Source organism: Pelomonas aquatica, from assembly GCF_026712205.1.
Lineage (GTDB): Bacteria > Pseudomonadota > Gammaproteobacteria > Burkholderiales > Burkholderiaceae_C > Pelomonas > Pelomonas aquatica.
This window is the reverse complement of the sequence record NZ_JAPPUW010000015.1, coordinates 38,172-62,065: the sequence shown is the minus strand read 5'-3', so window position 1 is coordinate 62,065 and position 23,894 is coordinate 38,172. Positions and strand designations below refer to the sequence as shown.

Sequence of the window (23,894 nt, the reverse complement as noted above, 5' to 3'; positions counted from 1 at the left end):
ATGGGTGAAAAGGCGGTCGTCATCGCGGCCCCGGGCGGGCCGGAGCAATTGAAGCTGGTGGACGTCGACGTGGGCGCTCCCGGCCCCGGCGAGATCCGCATCCGGCACCACGCCTGCGGGCTGAACTACATCGATGTCTACCACCGCAACGGCGCCTATGCGCTGCCGCTGCCGGCCCGGCTGGGCATGGAGGGCGCGGGCGTCGTGGAGGCGGTGGGCGAGGGCGTCACGCATCTGAGCGTGGGCGACCGCGCCGCCTACGCCAGCCAGCCGCCGGGCGCCTATGCGACGGCGCGCGTGATGCCGGCCAAATGCGTGCTGAAGCTGCCCGACGCGATCGACTTCGAGACCGGCGCGGCCATGATGCTCAAGGGCCTGACGGTGCAATACCTGCTGCGCCGCACGCTGCCGCAGGGCGGCCTGCAGGCGGGCGACTTCGTGCTCTTCCACGCGGCGGCCGGTGGCGTGGGCCTGATCGCCTGCCAGTGGGCGCGGGCGCTCGGCCTGCAGCTCATCGGCACGGCTGGGAGCGACGAGAAATGCCAGCTCGCGCTGGACCACGGTGCGGCCCATGCGATCAACTACCGGCGCGATGCGGATTTCGCGGCCCGGGTGCGCGAGATCACCGGCGGCCGCGGCGTGAAGGTGGTCTACGACTCGGTGGGCGCCGACACCTGGGAGGGCTCGCTGAACAGCCTGGCGCCCTTCGGCCTGCTGGCCAGCTTCGGCGGCGCGTCGGGGGCGGTGCCGCCCATCAACATCGGCACGCTGGCGGCCAAGGGCTCGGTCTACGTCACGCGGCCGACGCTGTTCACCCACATCGCCACGCACCAGGCCACGCAGGCGATGGGCAACGAGCTGTTCGACATGGTCGCCGGCGGCAAGGTCAGGATCCGCATCGACAAACGCTATGCGCTGGCCGACGTGGCCGAGGCCCACCGCGACCTGGAGGCGCGCAGGCTGCTGGGCAGCGCGGTGCTGCTGCCCTGAGCGAGGTCAGCCGGCGACGCCGACCGCGATCTCGAAGCTGAAGCTCGACCCCAGGCCGGGCTCGCTCTCGACGCTGACGTCGCCGCCCATCAGGCCCACGAGGCGCTGCACGATGGTCAGGCCCAGGCCCGTGCCGCCGTAGCGCCGCGTGATGCTGCCGTCGGCCTGCGTGAAGGGGTCGAAGATCTGGCCGATCTGGTCGCGCGTCATGCCGATGCCGGTGTCGGTCACGGCGATGCGCAGGCGCAGGCGGCCGGGGGCATCGCTGCGCTGCGCTTCGGCCAGCGCGATCTCGATGCGCACCTCGCCGTGCTCGGTGAACTTCAGCGCATTGCCGATCAGGTTGATCAGCACCTGGCGCAGGCGCAGCGCGTCGCCAACGAGCTCCTGGGGCACGCTGGGCTGCACGCGGGCATGCAGCCGGATGCCCTTGCCGAGGGCCTGCTGCAGCAGCGGCTGCAGCGACTCGGCCAGGCAGTCGTGCAGGCAGAAGGGCTGCTCGTCGATGACGGTGCGGCCGGCCTCGATCTTGGCCACGTCCAGCAGGTCGTTGATGATGGTCATCAGGCCCTTGGCGGAGTCGTGGGCCATCGCGATGAAGCGGCGCTGGCGCTCGTTCAGGTCGTCGCCCTGCAGCACGAGTTCGGTCAGGCCGAGCACGCCGTTCATCGGCGTGCGGATCTCGTGGCTCATGTTCGCGAGGAAGCTGCTCTTGGCCTGGCTGGCGGCCTCGGCGGCCTCGCGGGCGGCGACGAGGGCGGCCTGGCTGGCCTTCAGGTCGGCGATGTCGCGGGCGTTCAGCAGCAGCGTCGTGTCGCCGGTCACCGGGTCGCGCATCGGCCGCGCGTCCAGCGCATGCCAGCGCAGGCCGGCCAGGGTCTGCAGTTCGACGTCCTGGCGGCAGGTTTCGCCGCGCTGCACGCGGCCAAGAACGCCGGTGGCGTCGCTCGGGTGGGCGAACAGGCGCGTGAACTCGGTCTGGCCCGGGCCGGGCGGCGTGTCGCCGAAGGTCAGCGCGGCGGCGGGGTTGCGCATCAGCAGCTCGCCGCCCTGCAGGCCGAACACGGCGATGCGCACCGAGGTGTGCTGCAGCGCCTCGACGCCGCGCAGCATCGACACGTCGGCGCCGCCGCCCAGCGAGTCGGCCGCGAACAGCATGATCTGGCGACGGTCCGGCGTGCGCATGCCGCGCGACACCAGCATCACCGTCGTCGGTTCGCCCTTGGGGTAGAGCGTCCACTGTTCGCGCACGATCTTGCCCTGCGCGTGGTCGGCGGCGGTGACGGCCAGGCGCTCGCGCACGGTGTCGCCATGCTCGGCGAAGTCGCGCGACAGGAATTCCTCGGCACTCTCGGCATGCCAGAAGCGCAGCGCCGCGGCATTGGCCCACAGATTGCGCTGCTGGTCCGGGTCGAAGACCCACAGGGGGACGTCGAGCCAGTCGTAGTGGCTGAGGCTGGCGAAGTCGAGAAGCATGGAGGGTGTCGAGCGGCGCGCGATTGTCACCGTTCGACAAAGCCGCCCGCGTGAACTTCTGCGCTAATCGGCGCCCAGTGCAGCCCGGTAGGCATGCCAGCTCGCGTGCCCCAGCCAGGGGCCGACGACGAGCAGGCCGGCGAAATAGGGCAGCATGGCCAGCACGGTCAGCGTCGTCACGACGAGGCCCCAGAACAGCATGACGGCGGGCTGGGTCAGGCAGAGCTTGAGGCTGGCCAGGCCGGCGCTGACGGCGTCCGTGTCGCGGTCCAGCAGCAGCGGCATGGCGATGACGCTGACCGCGAAGATCAGGCCCGCGAAGACGGCGCCCACGGCGAGGTAGGCGACGATGAAGCCGAGGTGGTCGGCGCTCAGCAGCCTGGACACCGAGCCGGCGAAATCCGGCATGCCGTCGAAGCTGACCGCGAAGACGACCAGGGCCGCGCGGCCCCAGAGCATTTCCAGGATCAGCAGCACGAAGCCGAAGATGGCGATCTGCCGGACGTTGGGCAGCCAGGCGCCGAGGGCATCCTCGATGCGCGGCGTCTGGCCCAGCTCCAGGCGCCGGCTGACCTGGTAGAGGCCCAGGCACAGCAGCGGCCCCAGCAGCAGGAAGCCGGCGCACAGGGCCAGCGTGTAGATGGGTGCGTGGCGGAACACCATCAGCACCGCCAGGCCCATCAGCGCGAAGCAGGCGCCGAAGAAGCCGCCGATGGCGGGCGCGCGCCGCAGGTCGGCCCAGCCCAGCCTGAGCCAGTGCAGCGGCGCGGACAGCGGCAGGCGCCGCAGCGGCGGGCCGAGCTCGACGGCGGGCTCGGGGACGTAGGGGACGTAGCCGCGCGGAGGGGGCTCAGGTGCGTCGGACACGGCGCAGTTCATCCAGGATCAACAGGATGGCGCCGATGGTGATCGCACTGTCTGCGACGTTGAAGGCGGGGAAATACCAGCCGCCCGCATGGACCTGTATGAAGTCGACGACATAGCCGTGGATGGCGCGGTCGATGACGTTGCCCAGAGCGCCGCCGAGGATCAGCGTCAGCGCCCAGGCGAACAGCTTCTGGTGGCCGTGGCGGCGCAGCATCCAGACGATGAAGGCCGCGGCGGCCAGGCCCAGGCCGAGGAAGAACCAGCGCTGCCAGCCCGAGGCGCCGTGCAGGAAGCTGAAGGCGGCGCCGAAGTTGTGGGCGCGCACCAGGTTGAAGAAGCCGGTGACCGGGTGGACGTCGCCGAGCTGGAAGCTGCCGATGATGAGGATCTTGGTGAACTGGTCCGCCAGCACGATGACGGCGGCGATCAGCAGCCAGGCGGTCAGGCCGGAGGACGGAGACGAGGAGCGAGGGGGCATGGGATGGGTCGCGAGGCGAGGGGCGGTCAATGTAACGCGCCGCCGATGCGGGGCTTGTGGGCGCAGCGGAAGCGGCGTAGAAGCTGGATTGTCCCAACACGCTGGAGGACACCATGCGCAAGCGCATCTACTGGCTGCTGCCCGACCTGGGCAGCGCGCGGCGGACGATGGACGAGCTCTTGCTCGCCCGCATCACCGAGCGCCATATCCACTTCGTCGCGGCCGAGGGCGCGAGCATGGACGGCCTGCACGCGGCCAATGTGCTGCAGACCTCGGACTTGGTCGAGGCGGCCCAGTCCGGGGCGCTGATCGGCTCGGGCCTGGGCGCGGCGGGCGGCGTCGCGGCGGCGTTCGCCGTCGATGCCGGCTCGCCCGCGGCGGTCGTCATCGGCCTGGCCGCGCTGGGCGCGATGCTGGGTACCTGGTCGTCCAGCATGATCGGCAGCGCGGCGCCGAGCCGGCGGCTGAAGCGCTTCGAGCGGGCGATCGCCGAAGGGCTCTACCTGCTCATCGTCGACGTGCCGCGCACGCGCATCACCGAGATTGAGCAGTTGCTGGAACGCACCCACCCCGAAGCCCACTTCGAGGGGATGGAGCCGAACGTACCCGCTTTCCCTTGAGCCCCTCGCCCAGACTTGCCGCGCTGAACGCGGGCAAGTCTGGTCGGTCCCCCGAGGGGACGGCGATGTTTGCGGCGTTGAGCCGCAAACACATCGCCTGCGGGCCGGCTTGGGAGCGGCCCGGCGCCGGTCCGCCGCGAAATGCGGATGGAGGTTTTCAGGCGACGGTGCGGGTTTCGCCCGCGCCGTAGAGGTTGCTGTCGCAGCGCCCGCACAGCGTCGGATGCTCGGGCCTGCTGCCCACGTCGGCGCGGTAGTGCCAGCAGCGCTCGCACTTGGCATGGCTGCTGGGCGTGACGACGACGCCGAACTGCGCCGCAGGCACCAGCCCGACCGCCGACGTGATGAAGACGAAGCGCAGGTCCTCGCCCAGGCTGGCGAGCAGGGCCTGATCCTGCTCGTTGACCTGCAGCACCAGCTCGGCCTGCAGCGAGGCACCGACGGCGCCCGTCGTGCGCACCGCCTCGATGGCCTTGTTGACCTCGTCGCGGATCTGGTGGATGCGGTCCCACTTGGCCAGGAGGCCGGCGTCGGTCGCGCCGAAGTCCCAGTAGGTCTCGGTGAAGATGCTCTCGCCCTTGGCGAAGACGCCCCAAGCTTCCTCGGCCGTGAAGCTGAGGAAGGGCGCCATCCAGCGCAGCATCGCGTGCGTGATCTGCCACAGCGCGGTCTGTGCCGAACGGCGGGCCAGGCTCTTGGGTGCCGTCGTGTAGAGGCGGTCCTTCAGCACGTCGAGGTAGAAGGCGCCGAGGTCCTCGGAGCAATAGACCTGCAGCTTGGCGACGACCGGGTGGAACTCGTAGCGCTCGAAGTGGGCCAGGATGTCCGTCTGCAGCTCGGCCGCGCGGGCCAGCGCATAGCGGTCCACCTCCAGCAACTGGTCGGCCGGCACGGCATCCGTCGCCGGGTCGAAGTCGCTGATATTGGCGAGCAGGAAGCGCAGCGTGTTGCGGATGCGGCGGTAGCTGTCGACGACGCGGGCCAGGATCTTGTCGTCCAGGCCGAGATCGCCGGAGTAGTCGGTCGCGGCCGTCCACAGGCGCAGGATCTCGGCGCCGTACTTGTCCGACACGGCCTGCGGCGCGACGACGTTGCCCATGGACTTGCTCATCTTGCGGCCCTGGCCGTCGACGACGAAGCCGTGGGTCAGCAGGCCCTTGTAGGGCGCGCGGCCGTAGAGGGCGCAGGCGATCAGCAGCGAGGAGTGGAACCAGCCGCGGTGCTGGTCGTGGCCTTCGAGGTAGAGATCGGCCTCGGGGCCGGTCGCGTGCGCAGCGCCCCTGTGGCTGCCCTTGAGCACATGCTCGAAGGTGGAGCCGGAGTCGAACCAGACGTCGAGGATGTCGTTGCCCTTGGTGTACTGGGCCGCCTCCTCGCCCAGCCATTCGGCGGCGTCCAGCTTGGACCAGGCCTCGATGCCGCTCTGCTCCACCAGCTGCGCGGCGCGCTCGATGAATTCCAGCGTGTTCGGATGCGCCTCGCCGCTGTCCTTGTGCAGGAAGATGGGCAGGGGCACGCCCCAGCTGCGCTGGCGCGAGATGCACCAGTCGGGCCGGCCGGCGATCATGTCGTGCAGGCGGGCGCGGCCGTTCTCGGGGTAGAAGCTGGTCGCTTCGATGGCGGCGAGCGCCGTTTCACGCAGGCTCTTGGGCGCCTTGTCGGTCGTGAACAAGCCGTCGCCCTCGTCCATGCGCACGAACCACTGCGCCGCGGCGCGATAGATGACCGGCGTCTTGTGGCGCCAGCAGTGCGGGTAGCTGTGGGTCAGCTTGGACTGGGCCATCAGCCGGCCGTTGTCCAGCAGCGTCTGCGCGATGACGGCATTGGCCTTCCAGATGTGCTGGCCGCCGAACAGCGGCAGCTCGGCCGCGTAGGCGCCATTGCCCTGCACGGGGTTCAGGATGTCGTCGAAGGCCATGCCGTGGGCGACGCAGCTCTGGAAGTCGTCCAGGCCGTAGGCGGGCGCGGAGTGCACGACGCCGGTGCCGTCTTCGGCGGTCGCATAGTCGGCGAGATACACCGGGCTTTCGCGGTCGTAGCTGGGGTGCACATGGGCCAGCGGGTGCTTGAACTTCAGCAGTTCCAGCTTGCGGCCAGGCACGGTGGCGACGACGCTGCCTTCGAGCTGCCAGCGCGCCAGGCATTTCTCGACCAGCGCCTCGGCGACGACGAAGAATCCCTTGGGCGTGTCGACCAGCGCGTAGGGCAGCTCGGGGTTCAGGTTCAGCGCCTGGTTGGCCGGGATGGTCCAGGGCGTGGTCGTCCAGATGACGGTGAAGGCGTCCTTGGTCAGCGGCGCGACGCCGAACGCGGCGGCCAGCTTGTCCGGTTCGGCGCTCCGGAAGGCCACGTCGACCGCGGGCGACTGCTTGTCCGCGTACTCGATCTCGAACTCGGCCAGCGAGGAGCCGCAGTCGAAGCACCAGTAGACGGGCTTCAGGCCGCGGTAGACGAAGCCGCGTTCGAACATCCGCTTCAGCACGCGGATCTCGCCGGCCTCGTTGGCGAAGTTCATCGTCTTGTACGGGTGGTCCCACTCGCCGAGCACGCCCAGGCGCTTGAAGTCCGTGCGCTGGCCGGCTATCTGCTCGGTGGCGTAGGCGCGGCTTTTGGCCTGCACCTCGTCGCGCGGCAGGCCGCGGCCGAAGGTCTTCTCGATCTGGTTCTCGATGGGCAGGCCGTGGCAGTCCCAACCGGGGATGTAGGCCGCGTCGAAGCCCGCCAGCTGGCGCGCCTTGACGATCATGTCCTTCAGGATCTTGTTGGCAGCGTGGCCGATGTGGATCTGGCCGTTGGCATAGGGCGGGCCGTCGTGCAGCACGAATTTAGGCTTGCCGCAGCGCGCGTCGCGCAGGCGCTTGTACAGGCCCTGCTCGTCCCAGGCCTTGACCCAGCCCGGCTCGCGCTTGGGCAGGTCGCCCCGCATCGGGAAGGGCGTGTCGGGCAGGTTGAGCGTGGAGCGGTAGTCCGGGGTGGTCATGGCGTGCAGCCAGACGAAAAGCCTGGCGATTCAGAAGTCGGGGAGGGCGGAGCGAAGAGCGGCTGGGAGCCGCTTCAAATTCGGTCGCGCGTGGTCTGGCGACGCTGGGCCGCGTGGGTGGCCAGGAAGGCGCGCGCTGCCTCGGTGTCGGCGGCGATGGCGGCCGTGAGCGCGTCCAGCCCGTCGTACCTGGCTTCGTCGCGGAGTTTGTGCAGCAGTTCCACGCGGGCGAGTTTACCGTAGCCCCCCTCCGGGCCGAGCTCGGATTCAGGCCATTCCAGGCAGTGCACCTCCAGCAGCACGCGGCCCGCGTCCTCGACGGTGGGCCGGTTGCCGAGGCTGGCGACGCCCGGCAGCGGCTCGGGCGCCAGGCCGTGGACGAGCACCGCGAAGATGCCGTGGGCGGCCGGCTTGTCGTGCGGGAAGCGCAGGTTCAGCGTGCGGAAGCCGTCGGCCGCGCCGGGCGCGCTTTCGCCCAGCTGCCGGCCCAGCTTGCGGCCGTGCGTGACATGGCCCGAGATGCCGTAGGGCCGGCCCAGCAGCGCGGCGGCCCTGACCATGTCGCCGGCGGCCAGCGCCTCGCGCACGGCCGAGCTGCTGACGCGCAGGCCGTGCACCTCGTAGCTCATCATGCGCGCGACGTCGAAGCCCTTGGTCTGGCCGGCGGCATCCAGCGTCGCGTAGTCGCCCTGGCGCTTGGCACCGAAGCGGAAGTCGTCGCCGACCAGCACATAGCGCGCGCCCAGGCCTTCCACCAGCACCTGGCGGATGAAGTCCTGCGGCGGCAGCGAGGCCAGAGTCTCGTCGAAGCGCAGGATGACGACCTGATCGATGCCGCAGCGCTCCAGCTCGCCGAGCTTGTCGCGCAGCGTCGCGATGCGCGCGGGCGCCAGCTCGGGCTTGCCGGCCCTGGCGGCGAAGAAGTCGCGCGGATGGGGCTCGAAGGTCAGCACGCAGGTCGGCAGCCCGCGGTGGCGGGCCTCGGACTGCAGCAGCGCCAGCATGGCCTGATGGCCGCGGTGCACGCCGTCGAAGTTGCCGATGGTCAGTGCGCAGGCGGGCGCGATGCCGGGGTGGTGGAAGCCTCTGAAAACTCGCATCGGCCCTATTGTCCCCAGACCTCGGCGGGGCTGCCGACCCAGCGCCATTCGCCGGGCTTGAGGTCGGCCGGCAGCACCAGTGCGCCGAATTGCGGGCGGTGCAGGGCCTCGACCCGGTTGCCCACGGCGGCCACCATGCGCTTGACCTGGTGGTATTTGCCCTCCAGCAGCGTCAGGCGCAGCAGCGTCTCGTCGCCTATCTCGGCGGCTTCGGCCTTGCTGATCTCTGGCGGGCGCTGGAACTTGCCCTCGGGTTCCTTCAGCTCGACGCCTGCGAGCAGCTGCTCGACCATCGCCGCCGTCAGCACATGCTTGCAGCGCGCCTCGTAGACCTTGGGCACGTGGTGCTTGGGCGAGGTCAGCTTGTGGATCAGCGTGCCGTCGTCGGTCAGCAGCAGCAGGCCGGTGGTGTCCTCGTCCAGCCGGCCGATGGGCTGCACGCCGCGCTCGCGCAGCGGCGCGGGCAGCAGGCTCATCACGCTGGGGTGGTGCTTGGGTTTCTGCGAGCACTCGTAGCCGGCCGGCTTGTTCAGCAGGATCAGCGCCCTGTCGACGCAGGGCCATTCCTGACCGGCGACCGTGAAGCGAAGACCGGTGGTCTCGAACTCGGCATCCGGGTCTTCAACGACTTCACCGTGGACCGCGACCTCGCCGTTCCATACCAACCCCGCACACAGACGGCGCGTTCCAAAACCCTGGCTGAACAGGATTTGCGACAGCCTCTGCTTCACTTGGCCTGGGAAGACTGCATCGGCTTCACGTCACCGCAGTCGGTGCCCAGCCACCGGCCTTCGCCATTGACCTTGCTGACCTCGGTCTTGCCCTGGCGCTGATGCCGCACCGTGACGTCGTTGGTGAAGCCTTCGTTGCCACGCAGCGTGATCGTTGCATCGCCTTCGGAGGCCGGGTCGGTGCAGACGAAATGGGTCTGGATGGTGCTGCCGCTGCGCTTCACGTCCTGGGTGCAGTTGCCATGGTGCGTGACCGGCGCCATATTGCGCTCGGCCTGCTCCTTGGTCACGCAGGTCTTGATGGTGATGGTGCCGCCGGCCATGCTCATGCTGACGCCCTTCTGGGCCATCATCTGCTCCATCATCTGGCGGCGTTCGGGCGGCATGCTCTCCATGGCCTTCTGCGCCTGGGCCATCTGGGCCTGGCGCGCCGGGTCGAGCTGGGGCGTCTGCTTGAACTCCCACAGCCCGGGCTTCATGGTCTGGGCATGGGTGGCACCGGCGAGGCCGGCGATCAGCAGCAGGGCAGGGAATTTCATCAGGCGTTCTCCGCGAGGCAAGAGAAGGCAGCGCCGACGACCGGCGCTGCTCAGGCAAACACCCCCGCAGTGTCCTGCATCCGGGCGCTGACTTCACCCAGGTGATGCATCGTGTCCCCCCACTGCATCTCCATGACGGTCAGGCGCTTGAAGTAGTGGCTGCCGGCGTACTCGTCGGTGACGCCGATGCCGCCGTGCATCTGCGTGCACTGCTGGCCGACGAAGCGCATCGCGTTGCCCAGCTGCACCTTGGCCTGCGACAGCGCGCGGCGGCGCACGGCGGGCGCGTCGCCGAGGCGCAGCGTCGCGTAATAGCTCATGGAGCGGGCCAGCTCCAGCTGCATCTTCACGTCGGCCGTGCGATGGCGCAGCGCCTGGAAGCTGGCGATGGCGACGCCGAACTGCTTGCGCGTGTTCAGGTAGTCGACGGTCAGCGCGAGGTATTTCTCCATGACGCCGATGGCCTCGGCCGCCTGCGCGGCGATGCCGATGTCGGCGGCCAGTTCCAGCAGGGCCAGGCCCTCGTCGGGGCCGGCAATGAGCTGGGCGGGCGTGTTGTCGAGGTGGAGCTCGGCGGCCCGCGAGCCGTCGTGCAGCGAGTAGGGCCGTGTGTGCACGCCGGCCGCCGTGCGCTCGACGAGGTAGAGGGCCACACCGTCGCGCGCATCGTCGGCGCCGGACACGCGGGCCGGCACGATGAAGGCGTCGGCCACGTCGCCGGCCGGCACCAGGCTTTTCACGCCGGTCAGCCGGCCGTCGACGGCGCGCGTGGCGACCTGGTTCAGGCGGTAGCGCGACCTGGCTTCCTGGTGGGCCAGCACGACCAGGGCCTCGCCGCCGGCGATGCGCGGCAGCCAGGCGGCCTGCAAGGCGTCGGGGGCGTGGCGGAGCACGGCCGGGGCGATCAGCACGCCCTGGGCGACGGGCTCCAGCACGAGGCCGCGGCCGAGTTCCTCCATGACGACCATCGCCTCGACCGGGCCGAAGCCCAGGCCGCCATGCGCCTCGGGCACGGCCAGCGCCGTCAGGCCCAGGCCGGCCAGGCCTTCCCAGACGCCGCGGTCGAAGCCGCCGGCGCGGGCGATCTGGTGGCGGCGTTCGAAGGCGTAGTCCTTGTCGACGAAGCGCTGCACCGCGTCGCGCAGGGCCTGCTGGTCTTCGGTGAAATCGAAATCCATCTTGTCTGCCTCCCGCAATCAGCCGAGTACCGTCTGAGCGACGATGTTGCGCTGCACTTCGTTCGAGCCGCCGTAGATCGTCGTCTTGCGCACGTTCAGGTAGTTGCCGGTCAGCGGGATGGCGTGCGCGGCGCCGCCCATCCAGGCACCGCCCAGCCATTGGTCGCCCTGCCAGCCGGCTTCCATGGCCTCGTGGACATGGGGCAGGGCCAGCGGGCCGCCGGCCAGCATCATCAGTTCGGTGTAGCGCTGCTGCAGTTCGCTGCCGCGGATCTTCAGCAGGCCGGCCACGTCCAGCGGCTGCTTGCCGGAGCGCTCGCCGGACAGCACGCGCAGCACCATCATCTCCAGCGCCACGACGTCGACCTCGCACAGCGCGATCTGGTCGCGGAAGCGCGCGTCGTCCATCAGGCCCTCGGCCTTGGCGATGCGCTTCAGGCGCTCCAGCTCGCGCTTGGCGCGGTTCACGTCGGCGATGTTGGTGCGCTCATGCGAGAGCAGGTGCTTGGCATAGGTCCAGCCCTTGTTCTCCTCGCCGATCAGGTTCTCGGCCGGCACCTCGACGTTGTCGAACCAGACCTCGTTCACCTCGTGTTCGCCGTCCAGCATGATGATGGGCTTCACGCTGACGCCGGGGGACTTCATGTCGATCAGCAGGAAGCTGATGCCGGTCTGCGGCTTGCCCTCGGTGGAGGTGCGCACCAGGCAGAAAATCCAGTCGCCGTACTGGCCCAGCGTCGTCCAGGTCTTCTGGCCGTTGACGATGTATTTGTCGCCGCGGCGTTCGGCGCGGCATTTCAGCGAGGCCAGGTCCGAGCCCGATCCCGGCTCGCTGTAGCCCTGGCTCCACCAGACCTCGCCGCTCATGATGCCGGGCAGGAAGCGCTGCTGCTGCTCCAGCGAGCCGAAGGCCATGATGACCGGCGCCACCATGACCGGGCCGAAGGGCACGATGCGCGGCGCGCAGGCCAGGGCGCATTCCTCTTCGAACAGATGGCGCTGCACGGCATTCCAGCCCGGGCCGCCGAACTGCTTGGGCCAGGCCCAGCCGTGCCAGCCCTTGGCGCCGAGGATCCTGGCCCAGCGCTGCAGGTCGTCCTTGTTCAGGCGCAGCGCATGGCGCACCTTGTGGGTGATGTCGGCCGGCAGGTGGGCGCGCACCCATTCGCGCACCTCGGTGCGGAAGGCCAGTTCCGCATCGGTGAAATTGAGGTCCATTTGTCTCCGCGTCGCTGCGTTGTCGTGATGGGAATGCCGGGCTTTTTAGCACGGTCGTTCGCATGCTGGCTGTCCGCCCAGGGACAGTGCAGCGAGCAGGGGCCAGGAAGCAAAAAGGCACTCCGTGGAGTGCCTTTTCGAACCGAGCCCCTGGGCTGTCAGACGAGGTGCCCGGCCTTGCGGCGACGCAGGCCAGCCAGGCCGATCAGCGCAGCGCTGGTCAGCGCCAGCGTGGCGGGCTCGGGAACCTTGGTGGTGGAGCCACCGCAAACGCCCTGGGTGTTGACGGTGCCCGTGCACTTGCTGCCGGCCACGGCGTAGAGCTTGAAGTAGTCGTTGCCGGGCGTGCTGATGCCGCGATTTTCGGTCGCGATGCTGGTCGAGCTGTTGGCCGTCTGCGCAAAACCGGAGTTGTAGGCGCTGATCAACCACCAGCTGGACGCCTTGCCGGACGAATTCACGAGGTTGTAGGGATTGCTGGTGGCGACCACCATGTCGCCGTAGTTGCCGACCAGTTCCCAGCCCGCCATGGTCGTCGCGGAGACCCCGGCCAGCGACGGCGGCGCGGCAGTGCCAGTCCAGCGGAACACCGACGTATCCACCTTGATCGTCGGGTTGGCCGTGGTGGGCGTATCCGCCAACAGGGTGGTGCCCGTCGGGCAGGTGGCGTTGTTGGCCAGCGTGGTCCCATTCGAGCATTTGCCACGGGATGTGTATCCCAAGCCGATGCTGTTCAGCACCACGCTGGAACCGAATGAAAGCAGGATGGCTTCGGTGTTGCCGACATTGTCCAGTGCGTGATTGGGCGCATTGGTGCCATCGGACTGCATGCCGATGCCATAGCTGCCAAACGAAACCGGGTTGGCGGAACCGTTGGCGGTCGAGGCGTTCGACCAGTTGCCAGTCACAACGCTACTGGCGTTGTTGGCGGCGTAGACACCGCTCAGCGAAACACTCGGGTCACCCGATGCGCCGACATAGGAGTAGGTGCCAGTATTGGTCGAAGTGCCGTTGTTGCCCGACGTATCGAAGGTCCATACGGCGTGGGCGCTCGTCGACGCCAGTGCCGCTGTAGCACCCAGGGTCATCAAGCTCCAACGGATATTCCGGATCGTCATCTCTGTTCCTTCGATTCTTGCCCTTCGGCGCGGGGCTTCGGGAATCGATAGCAAACTCGATGCAATGCCAGAAATTCCTTGCCGGTCAACGGTTTGCCTAAACCCCACCACCCCTGTCCGGGAAATTGTAAGAAGCCCCGTCAGACCGCCAAGGCGGAGCGCCCCCTCAGTTGAGGGTGGAGAGCAATTGCCTGGCGTCCGCCGCCGTGGCAAATGTCGCGCCGGTGCGCAGCGCGGCAGTGAGTTCGTCGCGCGCCTCGGCCTTGCGGCCGGCCTGGGCCAGCACGGCGGCCAGGTGGTAGCGGATGTCGGGGTTGTCCGGCGCACGCAGGCGGGCATCGCGCATCAGCTGCAAGGCCCGGTCGGCCCTGCCGGCGCGGTGGCTGGCCCAGCCGGCGGTATCGAGCAAAACGGGGTTGCGCGGGTCGGTCTTCAGGGCCCGCTCGGCGATGTCGACGGCGCCGGGATCCTTCAGCTCAATCAGGACGTTGGCCAGGTTGTTCAAAGCGCCGGCATCGGTGGGGCTGTCCTTCAGGATGGCTTCGTACTGCCTGCGGGCGGCGGCGAAGTCCCGCGAGCGCACCAGCAGCTCGGCCATCGTGCCGCGCACGGCGGCATCGGCCGGGTTTTTCAGGAGCCAGGCCTCGCCCGATTCGATGGCCGCCTTCTGGCTGCCCTGCGCCGCCTGGGTACGCATCAGCCGCACCAGCGTCAAGGATGATTTCTCGATGTCATGCGCCTTGCGCAGCGCGTCCAGCGCGGCGGCGTTCTGGCCGCGGCGCGTGGCGACCTCGGCGAGCAGGTTGTAGCCGAGGGCCGACTTGGGACTGGCCTCGACGACCTGTCTGGCGCGCCGCTCGGCCTGGGCGATGTTGCCCTGGGCCAGCTCGACGCTGGACATCATGCCGATGGCGGCCGGGTTGTTGGGCGAGCCGTTGAGGGCCTTTTCCAGCGTGTAGGCGGCGCCCTTCAGATCCTGGGCGATGACCTGCTGGCGAGCAACCTCGACGAGGCGCGGCGCGTCGAACGCGGCGCGGCGCGCGGCATTGGTCAGCGTGCTCCTGGCGCCGGCGGTGTCGCCGTTGGCGAGCTGGGCCGCCGCATAGGCCTGCAGGGCCTCGACATCGTCCGGCAGCTTGGACAGCAGCACCTTGGCGGCTTCGACGGCGCGGGCGGGCTTGCCCTTGCGCAGATGCCAGGCGACGAGGGCGAAGTTGGCGCGGGTTTCACGCGGCCCGCTGGCGGACGCACTGCTCTCCAGCCACTTCAGCGCCTCGTCGTCCCTGCCCCAGAGCTCGTGCAGCAGGGCCAGCTCGAAGAGCAGGGCGGTGTTGCGCTCGTCGTCCTTCAGCGCCGTCTTCAGCCGCGTGCCGGCGGCCTCGAAGTTGCCGCTGACGGCGTCGATGCGCGCCAGGCCCAGCTTGGCCTCCAGCTGGCTGGGGTCGAGCTTGAGGGCCCTCTCGTAGCCGGCGCGGCCGCCGGCGTAGTCTCTGGCCTGGGTCTTGGCGTAGGCCTGCACCATCAGCACGGTGGCGTTGTTGGGGTTGGTGCGGGCCAGCGTGTCGGCCACGGCCTGCGCCTTGGCGATCTGCTTGTCGCGCAGGTAGACGGTGATGAGAGCCAGGCCGGCGTAGGTCTGCTTGGGATCGGCCTTGTAGGCCTTGGCCAGCTGCTCCTCGGCCATCGGGGCCTGGCCGGACTGCAGCAACGACAGGCCGAGCGCCGTGCGGTAGTCGGCGGAATCCCTGGCCTTGAGTGCGTCCTGCATTAGCTGCACGGCGCGGGCATGGCGGCCCTGGCTCATATAGGCCGAGGCCAGCATCAGCAGCGCCTGGCTGTCGCCGGGCTGGGCCTTGACATAGCCGTCCAGCAGATCGATGGCGCGGTTGACGTTGGGCTCGGCCAGTGCGATCTGGGCCAGCAGCTTGACCAGCGGGCTGCCGGGCCGCTGGCGCGCGGCCATCTCCAGGAAGGGCTTGGACTTCTCCGGCTCGCCCAGGCTGTAGTGGGCCAGGCCGTTGAGCATCAGCAACTGGGTGCGGTAGCGGATGTACTCGATGGGAACCGGGTCCAGCAGGCCAGTGATCTTCTTCAGCGAAGCCTTGGCGGCCGAGGCATCGCCGGCGCGTTCGGCCAGCACCGCGCGCAGGTAGGCTCCGCGCGGGTCGTTGGGCCTGAGGGCCTGCAGCTTGTTCACCTCGGCCAGCGCCTCCGCGTCGCGGTTCAGGTCGACGAGCAGACCGGCGCGCGCCAGGTGGGCTTCGGCATGCCTGGGCTCGGCCTTGAGGGCCTGGTCATGGCCGGCCAGGGCCTGGGCGATCTGGCCGTTGGCGTGGTGGATCGAGGCCTTCTGGTAGAGGGCTTCGCCGTTGTCGGGCGCGAGCTTGAGGGCCTGGTCGGCCGCGGCCATGGCCTCGGCGAACTGGCGGCTGCGAATGCGCAGCGGCACCTCGGCGACCCAGGTGTTCGCGTCGCCCGGATCGAGTGCGCGCGCCGCCATCACGGAGGCGAGGGCAGCCTTGCCGTCGCCCAGGTCGGACTGGGCCAGCGAGCGTTCCAGCAGCAGTTGCGTCTGGATGAACGGCGGCAGGCCGGCGGGCTGCAGGCGCGGGTCGTCCAGCATGTCGGGCTGCTTGCCCTGGGCATCCAGGGCCATGGCCAGCGCAACGGCGACCTCGGCGCGGTTGACGCCCAGGCGCAGGGCCTCGCCGAGCTCGAATTCGGCGGCCGCGGGCTGGCTGTCCGCCAGCAGGGCCTTGCCGAGCAGCACATGCACCGGCAACTGGGTCTTGTCGGCCTGCAGCGCGTTCTTCAGCTGGATGATGGCGCCGGCGATGTCGCGCTTCTCGTAGCGCTGCAGCGCGTCCTCGTAGAAGCGCGAGGCCTTGGCCGTGTCCTGGGCCTGGGCGGCGGGCGTCGTGACGACCAGCAGGGCGGCCAGCAGGCCGGAGAGCAAGACGGGGTGACGGGTCATCGGGGCGGGCCGGCGGAGGTGGGCGGCCGATTCTTGCAGACGCCCGCGGGACGTTCAGTAGCGCAGCTCCAGCGTCATGACATCGTTCTCGCGCCGCATCTGGAAACGGTTCAGGAAGCTGTTGCCGAGCAGCACCTGGCCCAGCAGCCCGGGGATGACGATGGCCTCGACATCGCGCACCTCGACCTCGCCGACGCGCAGGCTGCCGATCAGGATCTGGTAGGCCGGAGCGGGGCCGTTGGCCGTCTGCGTGACGACGCGTCTGCCGGCGAGGTAGCGCAGCCCGAGTTTCTCGGCTTCGATCTGGCCGATTGCGACGCTGGTCGCGCCGGTGTCGACCAGGAAGCTCGTCGCGTGGCCGTTGATCGCGCCCATCGTCGTGAAGTGCCCGCCCGGGCCTGCCGACAGCACGATCTGGCGGGACTGCAGCGGTTTCTGCGGGCCGATGCGTCCCGGCGCGGCGCCGAGGGTCAGGCTCTGGCGCCGGCCGCCGAACTCGACGATGGCGCTGCCGTCCTCCAGCGCAACGAGCTTGACGCCGTTGGCCGAGGTGCCGACCGCCAGCGTATGCGGCTCGCCGTCGATGAGCAGCAGGGCCGCGCGCGCGCCGAGCATGCCGTTGAGCTGCACCTGCGTGGGCTGGGCCCCGGCCAGGACCGGCAGGGTCAGGCCCAGCAGCAAGGCCCGGAGCGCGAGGCGGGGCATGTTCAGTCGCGGAAGTTGTTGTAGGTCAGCGGCGTGTCGCTGAAGCTTTTCTTCAGGTGGGCGATGGCCACCTGCAGATCGTCGCGGTTCTTGCCGGTCACGCGCACGGCGTCGCCCTGGATGCTGGCCTGAACCTTGAGCTTGCTTTCCTTCAGCGAGTTCACGATCTTCTTGGCCAGCGCGGCCTCGATGCCTTCCTTGATCTTGTAGACCTGGCGTACCTTGTCGCCGCCGAGCTTCTCGACCTTGTCCTGCTTGTCGAGGAAGCTGATGACGACGTCCTGCTTGGTCAGCTTGGCGTACAGCACGGCCTCGATCTGTTCCAGCTGGAACTCGCTGTCGCCGGTGGCGTGGATTTCCTTGTCCTTGAGCTCGACCTTGGCGCCCGTGCCCTTGAAGTCGAAGCGGGTGCCGATTTCCTTGATGCTGTTGTCCACGCCATTGCGGATCTTGACGTGGTCGGGTTCGAGAACGGTGTCGAAGCTGGGCATGTGAATTCGGGGGATGTGAGGGTCTGCGAAAATTTTGCCGCTTGCGCGCCGCGCAAGGCGCCCAAAAGTGTCCCATGTCTGCCAGTGCCCATCCCCCCTCGAACAGAGTGCCCGCCAGTCTTGCCATCGAGACCGACGTCAATCTCAAGCCCTACAACACCTTCGCGCTGCCGGCCGTCGCCCGCCGCCTGGTGCGCATCCGCGAGGCGGCAGACGTGCGCCGCGTCGTCGACCACCCGGAGCTGGGCCGGGCGCCCAAGTTCGTGCTCGGCGGCGGCAGCAACCTCGTGCTGACGAAGGACATCGACGCCGTCGTGCTGAAGGTGGAAATCGCCGGCATCCGGCTGTTGGAGGCGCGCGACGACGCCTGGATCGTCGAGGCCGGCGCCGGCGTCGTCTGGCACGACCTGGTCTGCTGGACGCTGGACCAGGGCTACCCGGGGCTGGAAAACATGGCGCTGATCCCCGGCACCGTGGGGGCGGCACCGGTGCAGAACATCGGTGCCTACGGCATCGAGCTCAAGGACAGGCTGGAGGCGGTGGAGGTGATGGACCTCGTCACCGGCAGGCCGGCGCTGCTGCCGGCGCAGGTCTGCCGCTTCGGCTACCGCGACAGCGTCTTCAAGCACGGCGACTTCGGCGGCCTGGCCGGCAAGAGCGTCATCACCAAGGTGAGGCTGAGGCTGCCCAGGCCCTGGCGGCCGGTGCTGGGTTATCTCGAGATCGAGCGCAAGATGGCCGAGACGGGCATCGCGGCGCCCGATGCACGCCAGATCTTCGACTGGATCTGCGCGGTGCGCCGGGCCAAGCTGCCCGACCCGGCCGTCATCGGCAATGCGGGCAGCTTCTTCAAGAACCCGGTCGTCACGGCCGAGCAGTGCAAGGACATCATCGGCCGCGACCCCGGCATCGTGCACTACCCCATGCCGGACGGCAGCGTGAAGCTGGCGGCCGGCTGGATGATCGATGCCTGCGGCTGGAAGGGCAAGGCCGTGGGCGGCGCCGCGGTCTACGAGAAGCAGGCCCTGGTGCTCGTGAACAAGGCCGACGCGCGCGGCGCCGAGGTCGTCACGCTGGCGCGGGCCATCCAGGAGAGCGTCTACGGGCGCTTCGGCATCCGGCTGGAGCCGGAGCCGGTGGTGGTCTGAGCCCTCAGAGCCATCTCAGCAGCCGCTGCAGCCACTGGGGCAGCGGGCGGCCGGGGACGTAGTTCTGGCGGTATTGGCTGTACATGGCCGGTCTCCATTCATTGAATACTGTTGATTTATACAGTATTCAATGGAGACTGGCCAGTGCCGCGCGCGTTTACTCCAGCCTGGGCAGGCCGCCGCCGGCCAGCAGGCCGACGCCGGTGTAGACGCCCAGCTTGCCGCGCGTGTCGCTGATGTCGAGGTTGCGCATCGTCAGCTGGCCGATGCGGTCGGCCGGGCTGAAGGGGGCGTCTTCCACCTTTTCCATCGACAGGCGCTCGGGCGCATAGGTCAGGTTGGGGCTCTGGGTGTCCAGCAGCGAATAGTCGTTGCCGCGGCGCAGTTCGAGGGCCACTTCGCCGGTCACGGCGCGCGCCACCCAGCGCTGGGCGGCTTCGCGCAGCATGATGGCCTGGGGGTCGAACCAGCGGCCCTGGTAGAGCAGGCGGCCGAGCTTCATGCCGTTGATGCGGTACTGCTCGATGGTGTCCTCGTTGTGGATGCCGGTGACGAGGCGCTCGTAGGCGATGTGCAGCAGCGCCAGGCCCGGGGCCTCGTAGATGCCGCGGCTCTTGGCCTCGATGATGCGGTTCTCGATCTGGTCGCTCATGCCCAGGCCGTGGCGGCCGCCGATCCTGTTGGCCTCGGCCAGCAGCGCGACCGGGTCGCGGTACTCGACGCCGTTCAGCGCGACCGGCATGCCTTCCTCGAAGCGCACCGTCACGGTCTCGGCCTGGATGGCGACGTCGTCGCGCCAGAAGGCCGCGCCCATGATGGGATTGACGATCTTGATGCCGCTGTTCAGATGCTCCAGGTCCTTGGCCTCATGCGTGGCGCCCAGCATGTTGGAGTCGGTCGAGTAGGCCTTCTCCGCGCTCATCTTGTAGGCGAAGCCCTTCTCTGTCATGAAGGCCGACATCTCGGCGCGGCCGCCCAGCTCGTCGATGAAGGTCTGGTCCAGCCAGGGCTTGTAGATCTTCAGCGCCGGGTTGGTGAGCAGGCCGTAGCGGTAGAAGCGCTCGATGTCATTGCCCTTGAAGGTGCTGCCGTCGCCCCAGATGTTGACGCCGTCGGCCTGCATCGCTGCGACCAGCATCGTGCCGGTCACGGCGCGGCCGATGGGCGTCGTGTTGAAGTAGGTCACGCCGGCCGTGCTGATGTGGAAGGCGCCGGCCTGCAGCGCGGCGATGCCTTCGTGCACCAGCTGCGCACGGCAGTCCACCAGCACGGCCTTCTCGGCGCCGTAGAGCATGGCCTTGCGCGGGATCTCGTCGTAGTCCGGCTCGTCGGGCTGGCCGAGGTTGGCCGTGTAGGCATAGGGCAGGGCGCCCTTCAGCTTCATCCAGTGCAGGGCGGCGGAGGTGTCGAGGCCACCGGAGAAGGCGATGCCGACCTTCTGGCCGACGGGGACGGATTGCAGGATGGTGCTCATGGATGACTCACGAAAGATCGCGCCATTCGGGATGGCGCTGGAGGAAAACGGCGACATAGCTGCAGGCCGGCACGACCTTCAGCCCCTGCTCGCGGGCCCAGCGCAGGCCGGCCTCGACGAGCTGCGCGGCCAGGCCCCGGCCGCGGTAGGCGTCGGGCACGCCGGTGTGGGTGAAGACGACGCGGCCCGGTGCGAGCTCGTAGTCGAGCACGCTCGGCGGCGTGGTGGCCAGCGTGAAGCGCCGCTGCTCGGGTTCGTGCTGGGGCAGCAATGGTGCACCCTTCGCGCTGCGCGCTGTCCCGCCAAGCGGGAGTTGAGCCCCTTCGGGCGGCCGTGCGGGGCTCATTCGGCGGGCGTCTTCAGTGCGACGGGGTGGATCTCGACCGACGCGTTGGCGGTGGACACATAGACGCTGCCGTCCTGGATGCTGATCTGCAGCTGCATGCTGCGCTCGGCCAGCGCGGCCAGGGCCTGGGACTGCTCGGCCGGAATCTGCCAGACGGCGAGCCTGGGCGCCCGCGTCAGCTTGTTCTCCAGGTTGCGCCACCAGACCTCGGTGCTGGACGCAAAGCTGTAGACGCTGACGCGCTCGCTGCGGCCGTGGGCCTTCATCAGGCGACGGTCGTCGGGCTGGCCGAGGTCGATCCAGTGCACGACGTCGCCGGTCAGGTCCAGCTGCCAGAGGTCGGGCTCGTCGACGTCGGACAGGCCTTTGGTGAACTCCAGGCGGCCGCGCAGCTCGTCGGCCGGCACGTTGAGCGCGAAGGCCAGCACGCGGATCATCAGCCGCTCCTCGGTCTCGCTGGGGTGGCAGGCAAGCGTGAGGTTGTGGTCGCCATAGACGTGGCGGTCCATGTCTGCGATCTGGAGCTGGGCTTTGTAGATGGTGGCTTTGAGCGCCATGCGGAGGTCGTAACGAAGGGCAGCCCGCGATTATCGCGGCGAAGCCTCGTGGCATCATGCCGGCTCCCGTTCTGAACCTTCGCAACCCCGTGTTGCGCCCTCGACATGAAACGCATCCTTCTCCCGCTGGCCCTGGTCCTTGCCGTGTCCGCCCAGGCGCAGATCGCCACCAACACCAAGGCCAAGGTCGACCCGAAGAACAACAAGGTCGCCAACCCGGTCGTGGAGAAACCCAAGCCCAAGCTGATGACGCGCGACGAACTGCGCGCCTGCATCGACCAGCAGGAGGCCAACGGCAAGGAGGCCGAGGCCATCAAGGCGGAGCAGAACTCCTACAAGGCCAATGCCGATCAGCTCAAGGCCGAGAAGGCCACCATCGAGGCCGGCGAGGCGGCGCTGGGCAAGCAGGTCGACGCCCTGAAGGCCGAGAAGGAAGGCATCCTGAAGGCCCACGAGGCGCTGACGGCCGAGGCCCCCAAGCTCGAGAAGGCCGAGCTCAAGGCGCGCAACGAGGCCTACACGGCCCGCACGACCGCCTTCGGCACGATGGTCGACGCCGTGAAGGCCGCCGATGCCGAGCAGGGCGTCAAGCGCAAGGCATTCAGCGCGAAGGTCGATGCGCTGGACGCGCAGTACAAGGCCATCGAGGACCGCACCGAGAAGCACTTCGACGCCAACGACAAGTGGAAGGCCGAGTGCCAGAACAAGGCCTACGACGAGAACGACGAGAAGGCCATCCGCAAGGAGAAGGCCGCCGCCGGCAAGTGATCGCCACGATCCGCTGACCCCCTCGACGGGCCGCCTCCCCACCAGGGAGCGGCCCGTTTTGTTTCCGGGAGATCCCCATGAACACCCTCGGCAACCCGCTGCTGCAGACCTGGCCCCAGGCCCACGGCCTGCCCGATTTCGGCGCCATCGCGCCCGAGCATTTCCCGCCCGCCTTCGAGGCCGCTCTGGCCGGGCACCGCGCGGAGATCGACGCCATCGCGCGCCAAGCCGGGGCGCCGAGCTTCGCGAACACCGTGGCCGCCTTCGACGCCAGCGGCCGGCTGCTGGCCCGGCTGGAGCATCTCTTCTACACGCTGGCCGCGTCGGCCACGTCGCCGGCCCTGCAGGCCGTGCAGCGCGCGCTGGCCGCGCCGCTGGCCGAGCACGGCAGCGCCGTCTACATGCACCAGGGCCTGTTCGCCCGCATCGACGCGCTGTTCGAGCGGCGCGAGAGCCTGGGCCTGACGCCCGAGCAGCGCCGCCTGCTGGAGCGCCTGCACCTGGACTTCGTGCGCGCCGGCGCGCGCCTCGCGCCGGCGGCCCGCGAGCGCTGCGCCGCCGTGATGGCGCGGCTCGCGGAGCTGAACACCCGCTTCGCGCAGAACGTGCTCGGCGCCGAGAGCGGCTACCAGCTGAAGCTCACGACGACCGAGGAACTGGCCGGCCTGCCGGACTTCGTGCGCGCGGCGGCCCGCCAGGACGCTCTCGACCGTGGGCTGGCGCATGAGGGCGTCCACGTCATCACCTTGTCGCGCTCGCTGATCCTGCCCTTCCTGAGCTTCAGCGCGCGGCGCGACCTGCGCGAGCAGGCCTGGCGCGCCTGGGTCGGCCGGGGCGACGACACGGGAGACACCGACAACCGCGCCATCTGCCGCGAGATCCTCGAATTGCGCGCCGAGCAGGCCCGCCTGCACGGCCACCCCTGCTATGCCGACTACGCGCTGGAAGACACGATGGCGCGCAGCCAGGCCGCCGTCATGGGGCTGCTGGAGCGCGTCTGGCATCCGGCGCTGGCCGCGCTGCAGTGCGAGCGCGAGGCCGTGCTCGGCGCGATGGCCGCGGCCGGCGCCAGCCATGCGCTGGAGCCCTGGGACTGGCGCTTCTATGCGGAGCAGGCCAGGCGCGCCCGCTTCGAGCTGGACGAGGCCGAGGTCAAGCCCTATTTCCCGCTGCACCGCATGGTGGCTGCGATGTTCGACTGCGCCGGCCGCCTGTTTGGCCTGCAGTTCAAGGCCAGGCCCGACATCCGGGGCTACCACGCCGACGTGCGTGCCTGGGAGGTCTTCGATGCCGACGGTCGCTTGAGCGGCCTCTTCCTGCAGGACAACTTCGCGCGGCCCGCCAAGCGCAGCGGCGCGTGGATGAACGCGCTGCGCAACCAGAGCCGCGCCCTCGGCGCCACGCCGGTCATCCTGAACAACAACAACTTCGCGCGCGGCGGTGGATCAGGTGAAGGCGAGCCGACGCTGCTGAGCTTCGACGATGTGCGCACGCTCTTCCACGAGTTCGGCCACGGCCTGCACGGCCTGCTGAGCAACGTCGAGCACGAGCGCCTGGCCGGCACCCAGGTGCTGCGCGACTTCGTCGAGCTGCCCTCCCAGCTCTTCGAGCACTGGATGGCCGAGCCCGAGGTGCTGAAGAAATTCGCCCGCCACTGGCGGACCGGCGAGCCCCTGCCCGACGCGCTGCTGGCCAGGCTGCAGGCCGCGCGCCAGTTCGGCCAGGGCTACGAGACGCTGCGCTACACGGCCAGCGCCATCGTCGACATGGCGGCCCATGCGCTGCCGGCCGCGCCCGCCGACGTGGTGGCCTTCGAGGCCGCCACCGTCGCGGCCTGGGGCCTGCCCGCCGAGGTCGGCATGAACCACCGGCTGACCCACTTCCAGCACCTGTTCAGCAGCGCCGGCTACGCGGCGGGCTATTACGTCTACCTGTGGGCCGAGGTGCTGGACTGCGACGCCTTCGGCGCCTTCGTCGAGGCCGGCAACGTCTTCGACCCGGCGGTCGCGGCGCGGCTGCGCGAGTGCATCTATTCGAGCGGCAATAGCTGCGAGCCCGGCGCGGCATTCCGCGCCTTCCGTGGCCGTGATCCGATCGTTGAGCCGATGCTGGAGGAACGGGGGCTGCTAGCGTGAG

The 23,894-nt window shown here is 69.2% G+C and carries 21 protein-coding genes; 5 read left to right on the top strand and 16 right to left on the bottom strand.

Going from position 1 to position 23,894, the window contains the following annotated elements; all coding sequences use genetic code 11:
* Positions 1 to 990, top strand: coding sequence for a quinone oxidoreductase family protein (locus tag NYP07_RS16485; protein WP_268152336.1), 990 nt, complete (start codon positions 1 to 3; stop codon positions 988 to 990).
* Positions 991 to 996: 6 nt separating this feature from the next.
* Here NYP07_RS16485 and NYP07_RS16480 read toward each other — a convergent pair whose 3' ends face one another.
* The 3 genes from NYP07_RS16480 to lspA all read right to left on the bottom strand — a co-directional run bounded on the left by NYP07_RS16480 (position 997) and on the right by lspA (position 3,811).
* A complete protein-coding gene (locus NYP07_RS16480) occupies positions 997 to 2,466 on the bottom strand; it encodes a hybrid sensor histidine kinase/response regulator (protein ID WP_268152334.1) in 1,470 nt (489 codons plus the stop codon).
* A 63-nt stretch (positions 2,467 to 2,529) separates the two neighbouring features.
* Positions 2,530 to 3,333, bottom strand: a complete 804-nt coding sequence (locus NYP07_RS16475; protein WP_268152332.1) for a DUF2189 domain-containing protein — start codon at positions 3,331 to 3,333, stop codon at positions 2,530 to 2,532.
* Positions 3,317 to 3,811: a signal peptidase II gene (lspA, locus tag NYP07_RS16470; protein ID WP_268152330.1), complete on the bottom strand. Its 495-nt coding sequence runs from the start codon at positions 3,809 to 3,811 to the stop codon at positions 3,317 to 3,319. The genes NYP07_RS16475 and lspA overlap by 17 nt, the downstream gene beginning before the upstream one ends.
* Before the next feature lie 113 nt (positions 3,812 to 3,924).
* Here lspA and NYP07_RS16465 point away from each other — a divergent pair, with 113 nt between their 5' ends.
* The gene (locus NYP07_RS16465) at positions 3,925 to 4,431 is read left to right on the top strand and encodes a DUF1269 domain-containing protein (protein WP_268152328.1); all 507 of its coding nucleotides are present in this window, start codon (positions 3,925 to 3,927) and stop codon (positions 4,429 to 4,431) included.
* A gap of 157 nt (positions 4,432 to 4,588) precedes the next feature.
* Here the strand turns inward: NYP07_RS16465 and ileS are convergent, their stop codons facing one another.
* The 10 genes from ileS to NYP07_RS16415 all read right to left on the bottom strand — a co-directional run bounded on the left by ileS (position 4,589) and on the right by NYP07_RS16415 (position 17,465).
* Entirely contained in the window at positions 4,589 to 7,411 is a 2,823-nt protein-coding gene (gene ileS, locus NYP07_RS16460; protein WP_268152326.1) for an isoleucine--tRNA ligase, read from the bottom strand.
* Between the two features lie 74 nt (positions 7,412 to 7,485).
* Positions 7,486 to 8,511 (bottom strand): bifunctional riboflavin kinase/FAD synthetase, encoded by a 1,026-nt coding sequence (locus tag NYP07_RS16455; RefSeq protein ID WP_268152324.1) that lies wholly within the window; start codon positions 8,509 to 8,511, stop codon positions 7,486 to 7,488.
* A gap of 5 nt (positions 8,512 to 8,516) precedes the next feature.
* Positions 8,517 to 9,242 carry a pseudouridine synthase gene (locus NYP07_RS16450; RefSeq protein ID WP_268152322.1) on the bottom strand — a complete coding sequence of 242 codons (726 nt, stop codon included), beginning with the start codon at positions 9,240 to 9,242 and terminating at the stop codon, positions 8,517 to 8,519.
* On the bottom strand, positions 9,239 to 9,781 hold the full coding sequence (locus tag NYP07_RS16445) for a DUF3617 domain-containing protein (protein WP_268152320.1): 543 nt from the start codon (positions 9,779 to 9,781) through the stop codon (positions 9,239 to 9,241). The genes NYP07_RS16450 and NYP07_RS16445 overlap by 4 nt, the downstream gene beginning before the upstream one ends.
* 50 nt (positions 9,782 to 9,831) lie before the next feature.
* A complete protein-coding gene (locus tag NYP07_RS16440) occupies positions 9,832 to 10,959 on the bottom strand; it encodes an acyl-CoA dehydrogenase family protein (protein ID WP_268152318.1) in 1,128 nt (375 codons plus the stop codon).
* A gap of 18 nt (positions 10,960 to 10,977) precedes the next feature.
* The gene (locus NYP07_RS16435) at positions 10,978 to 12,177 is read right to left on the bottom strand and encodes an acyl-CoA dehydrogenase family protein (RefSeq protein WP_268152316.1); all 1,200 of its coding nucleotides are present in this window, start codon (positions 12,175 to 12,177) and stop codon (positions 10,978 to 10,980) included.
* 158 nt (positions 12,178 to 12,335) lie between these two features.
* Positions 12,336 to 13,295, bottom strand: a complete 960-nt coding sequence (locus tag NYP07_RS16430; protein ID WP_268152314.1) for a PEP-CTERM sorting domain-containing protein — start codon at positions 13,293 to 13,295, stop codon at positions 12,336 to 12,338.
* A gap of 166 nt (positions 13,296 to 13,461) precedes the next feature.
* Positions 13,462 to 16,269, bottom strand: coding sequence for an XrtA/PEP-CTERM system TPR-repeat protein PrsT (gene prsT, locus NYP07_RS16425; RefSeq protein WP_268152312.1), 2,808 nt, complete (start codon positions 16,267 to 16,269; stop codon positions 13,462 to 13,464).
* Positions 16,270 to 16,323: 54 nt separating this feature from the next.
* Positions 16,324 to 16,974 (bottom strand): retropepsin-like aspartic protease family protein, encoded by a 651-nt coding sequence (locus NYP07_RS16420; RefSeq protein WP_268152310.1) that lies wholly within the window; start codon positions 16,972 to 16,974, stop codon positions 16,324 to 16,326.
* Between the two features lie 2 nt (positions 16,975 to 16,976).
* Positions 16,977 to 17,465 (bottom strand): YajQ family cyclic di-GMP-binding protein, encoded by a 489-nt coding sequence (locus NYP07_RS16415; protein ID WP_268152308.1) that lies wholly within the window; start codon positions 17,463 to 17,465, stop codon positions 16,977 to 16,979.
* Positions 17,466 to 17,539: 74 nt separating this feature from the next.
* On the opposite strand from NYP07_RS16415, the gene murB reads away from it, so the two are divergent.
* On the top strand, positions 17,540 to 18,613 hold the full coding sequence (gene murB / locus NYP07_RS16410) for a UDP-N-acetylmuramate dehydrogenase (RefSeq protein WP_268152306.1): 1,074 nt from the start codon (positions 17,540 to 17,542) through the stop codon (positions 18,611 to 18,613).
* 157 nt (positions 18,614 to 18,770) lie between these two features.
* Here murB and argG read toward each other — a convergent pair whose 3' ends face one another.
* The 3 genes from argG to NYP07_RS16395 form a co-directional block, all read right to left on the bottom strand.
* Positions 18,771 to 20,087 (bottom strand): argininosuccinate synthase, encoded by a 1,317-nt coding sequence (argG, locus tag NYP07_RS16405; protein ID WP_268152304.1) that lies wholly within the window; start codon positions 20,085 to 20,087, stop codon positions 18,771 to 18,773.
* Between the two features lie 7 nt (positions 20,088 to 20,094).
* Positions 20,095 to 20,358, bottom strand: a complete 264-nt coding sequence (locus NYP07_RS16400; RefSeq protein ID WP_268152302.1) for a GNAT family N-acetyltransferase — start codon at positions 20,356 to 20,358, stop codon at positions 20,095 to 20,097.
* A 71-nt stretch (positions 20,359 to 20,429) separates the two neighbouring features.
* Positions 20,430 to 20,990 (bottom strand): YaeQ family protein, encoded by a 561-nt coding sequence (locus tag NYP07_RS16395; protein ID WP_268152300.1) that lies wholly within the window; start codon positions 20,988 to 20,990, stop codon positions 20,430 to 20,432.
* A gap of 105 nt (positions 20,991 to 21,095) precedes the next feature.
* On the opposite strand from NYP07_RS16395, the gene NYP07_RS16390 reads away from it, so the two are divergent.
* Positions 21,096 to 21,758 carry a hypothetical protein gene (locus NYP07_RS16390; RefSeq protein WP_268152298.1) on the top strand — a complete coding sequence of 221 codons (663 nt, stop codon included), beginning with the start codon at positions 21,096 to 21,098 and terminating at the stop codon, positions 21,756 to 21,758.
* A gap of 77 nt (positions 21,759 to 21,835) precedes the next feature.
* A complete protein-coding gene (locus NYP07_RS16385) occupies positions 21,836 to 23,893 on the top strand; it encodes a M3 family metallopeptidase (protein WP_268152296.1) in 2,058 nt (685 codons plus the stop codon).
* Position 23,894 lies beyond the last annotated feature (1 nt).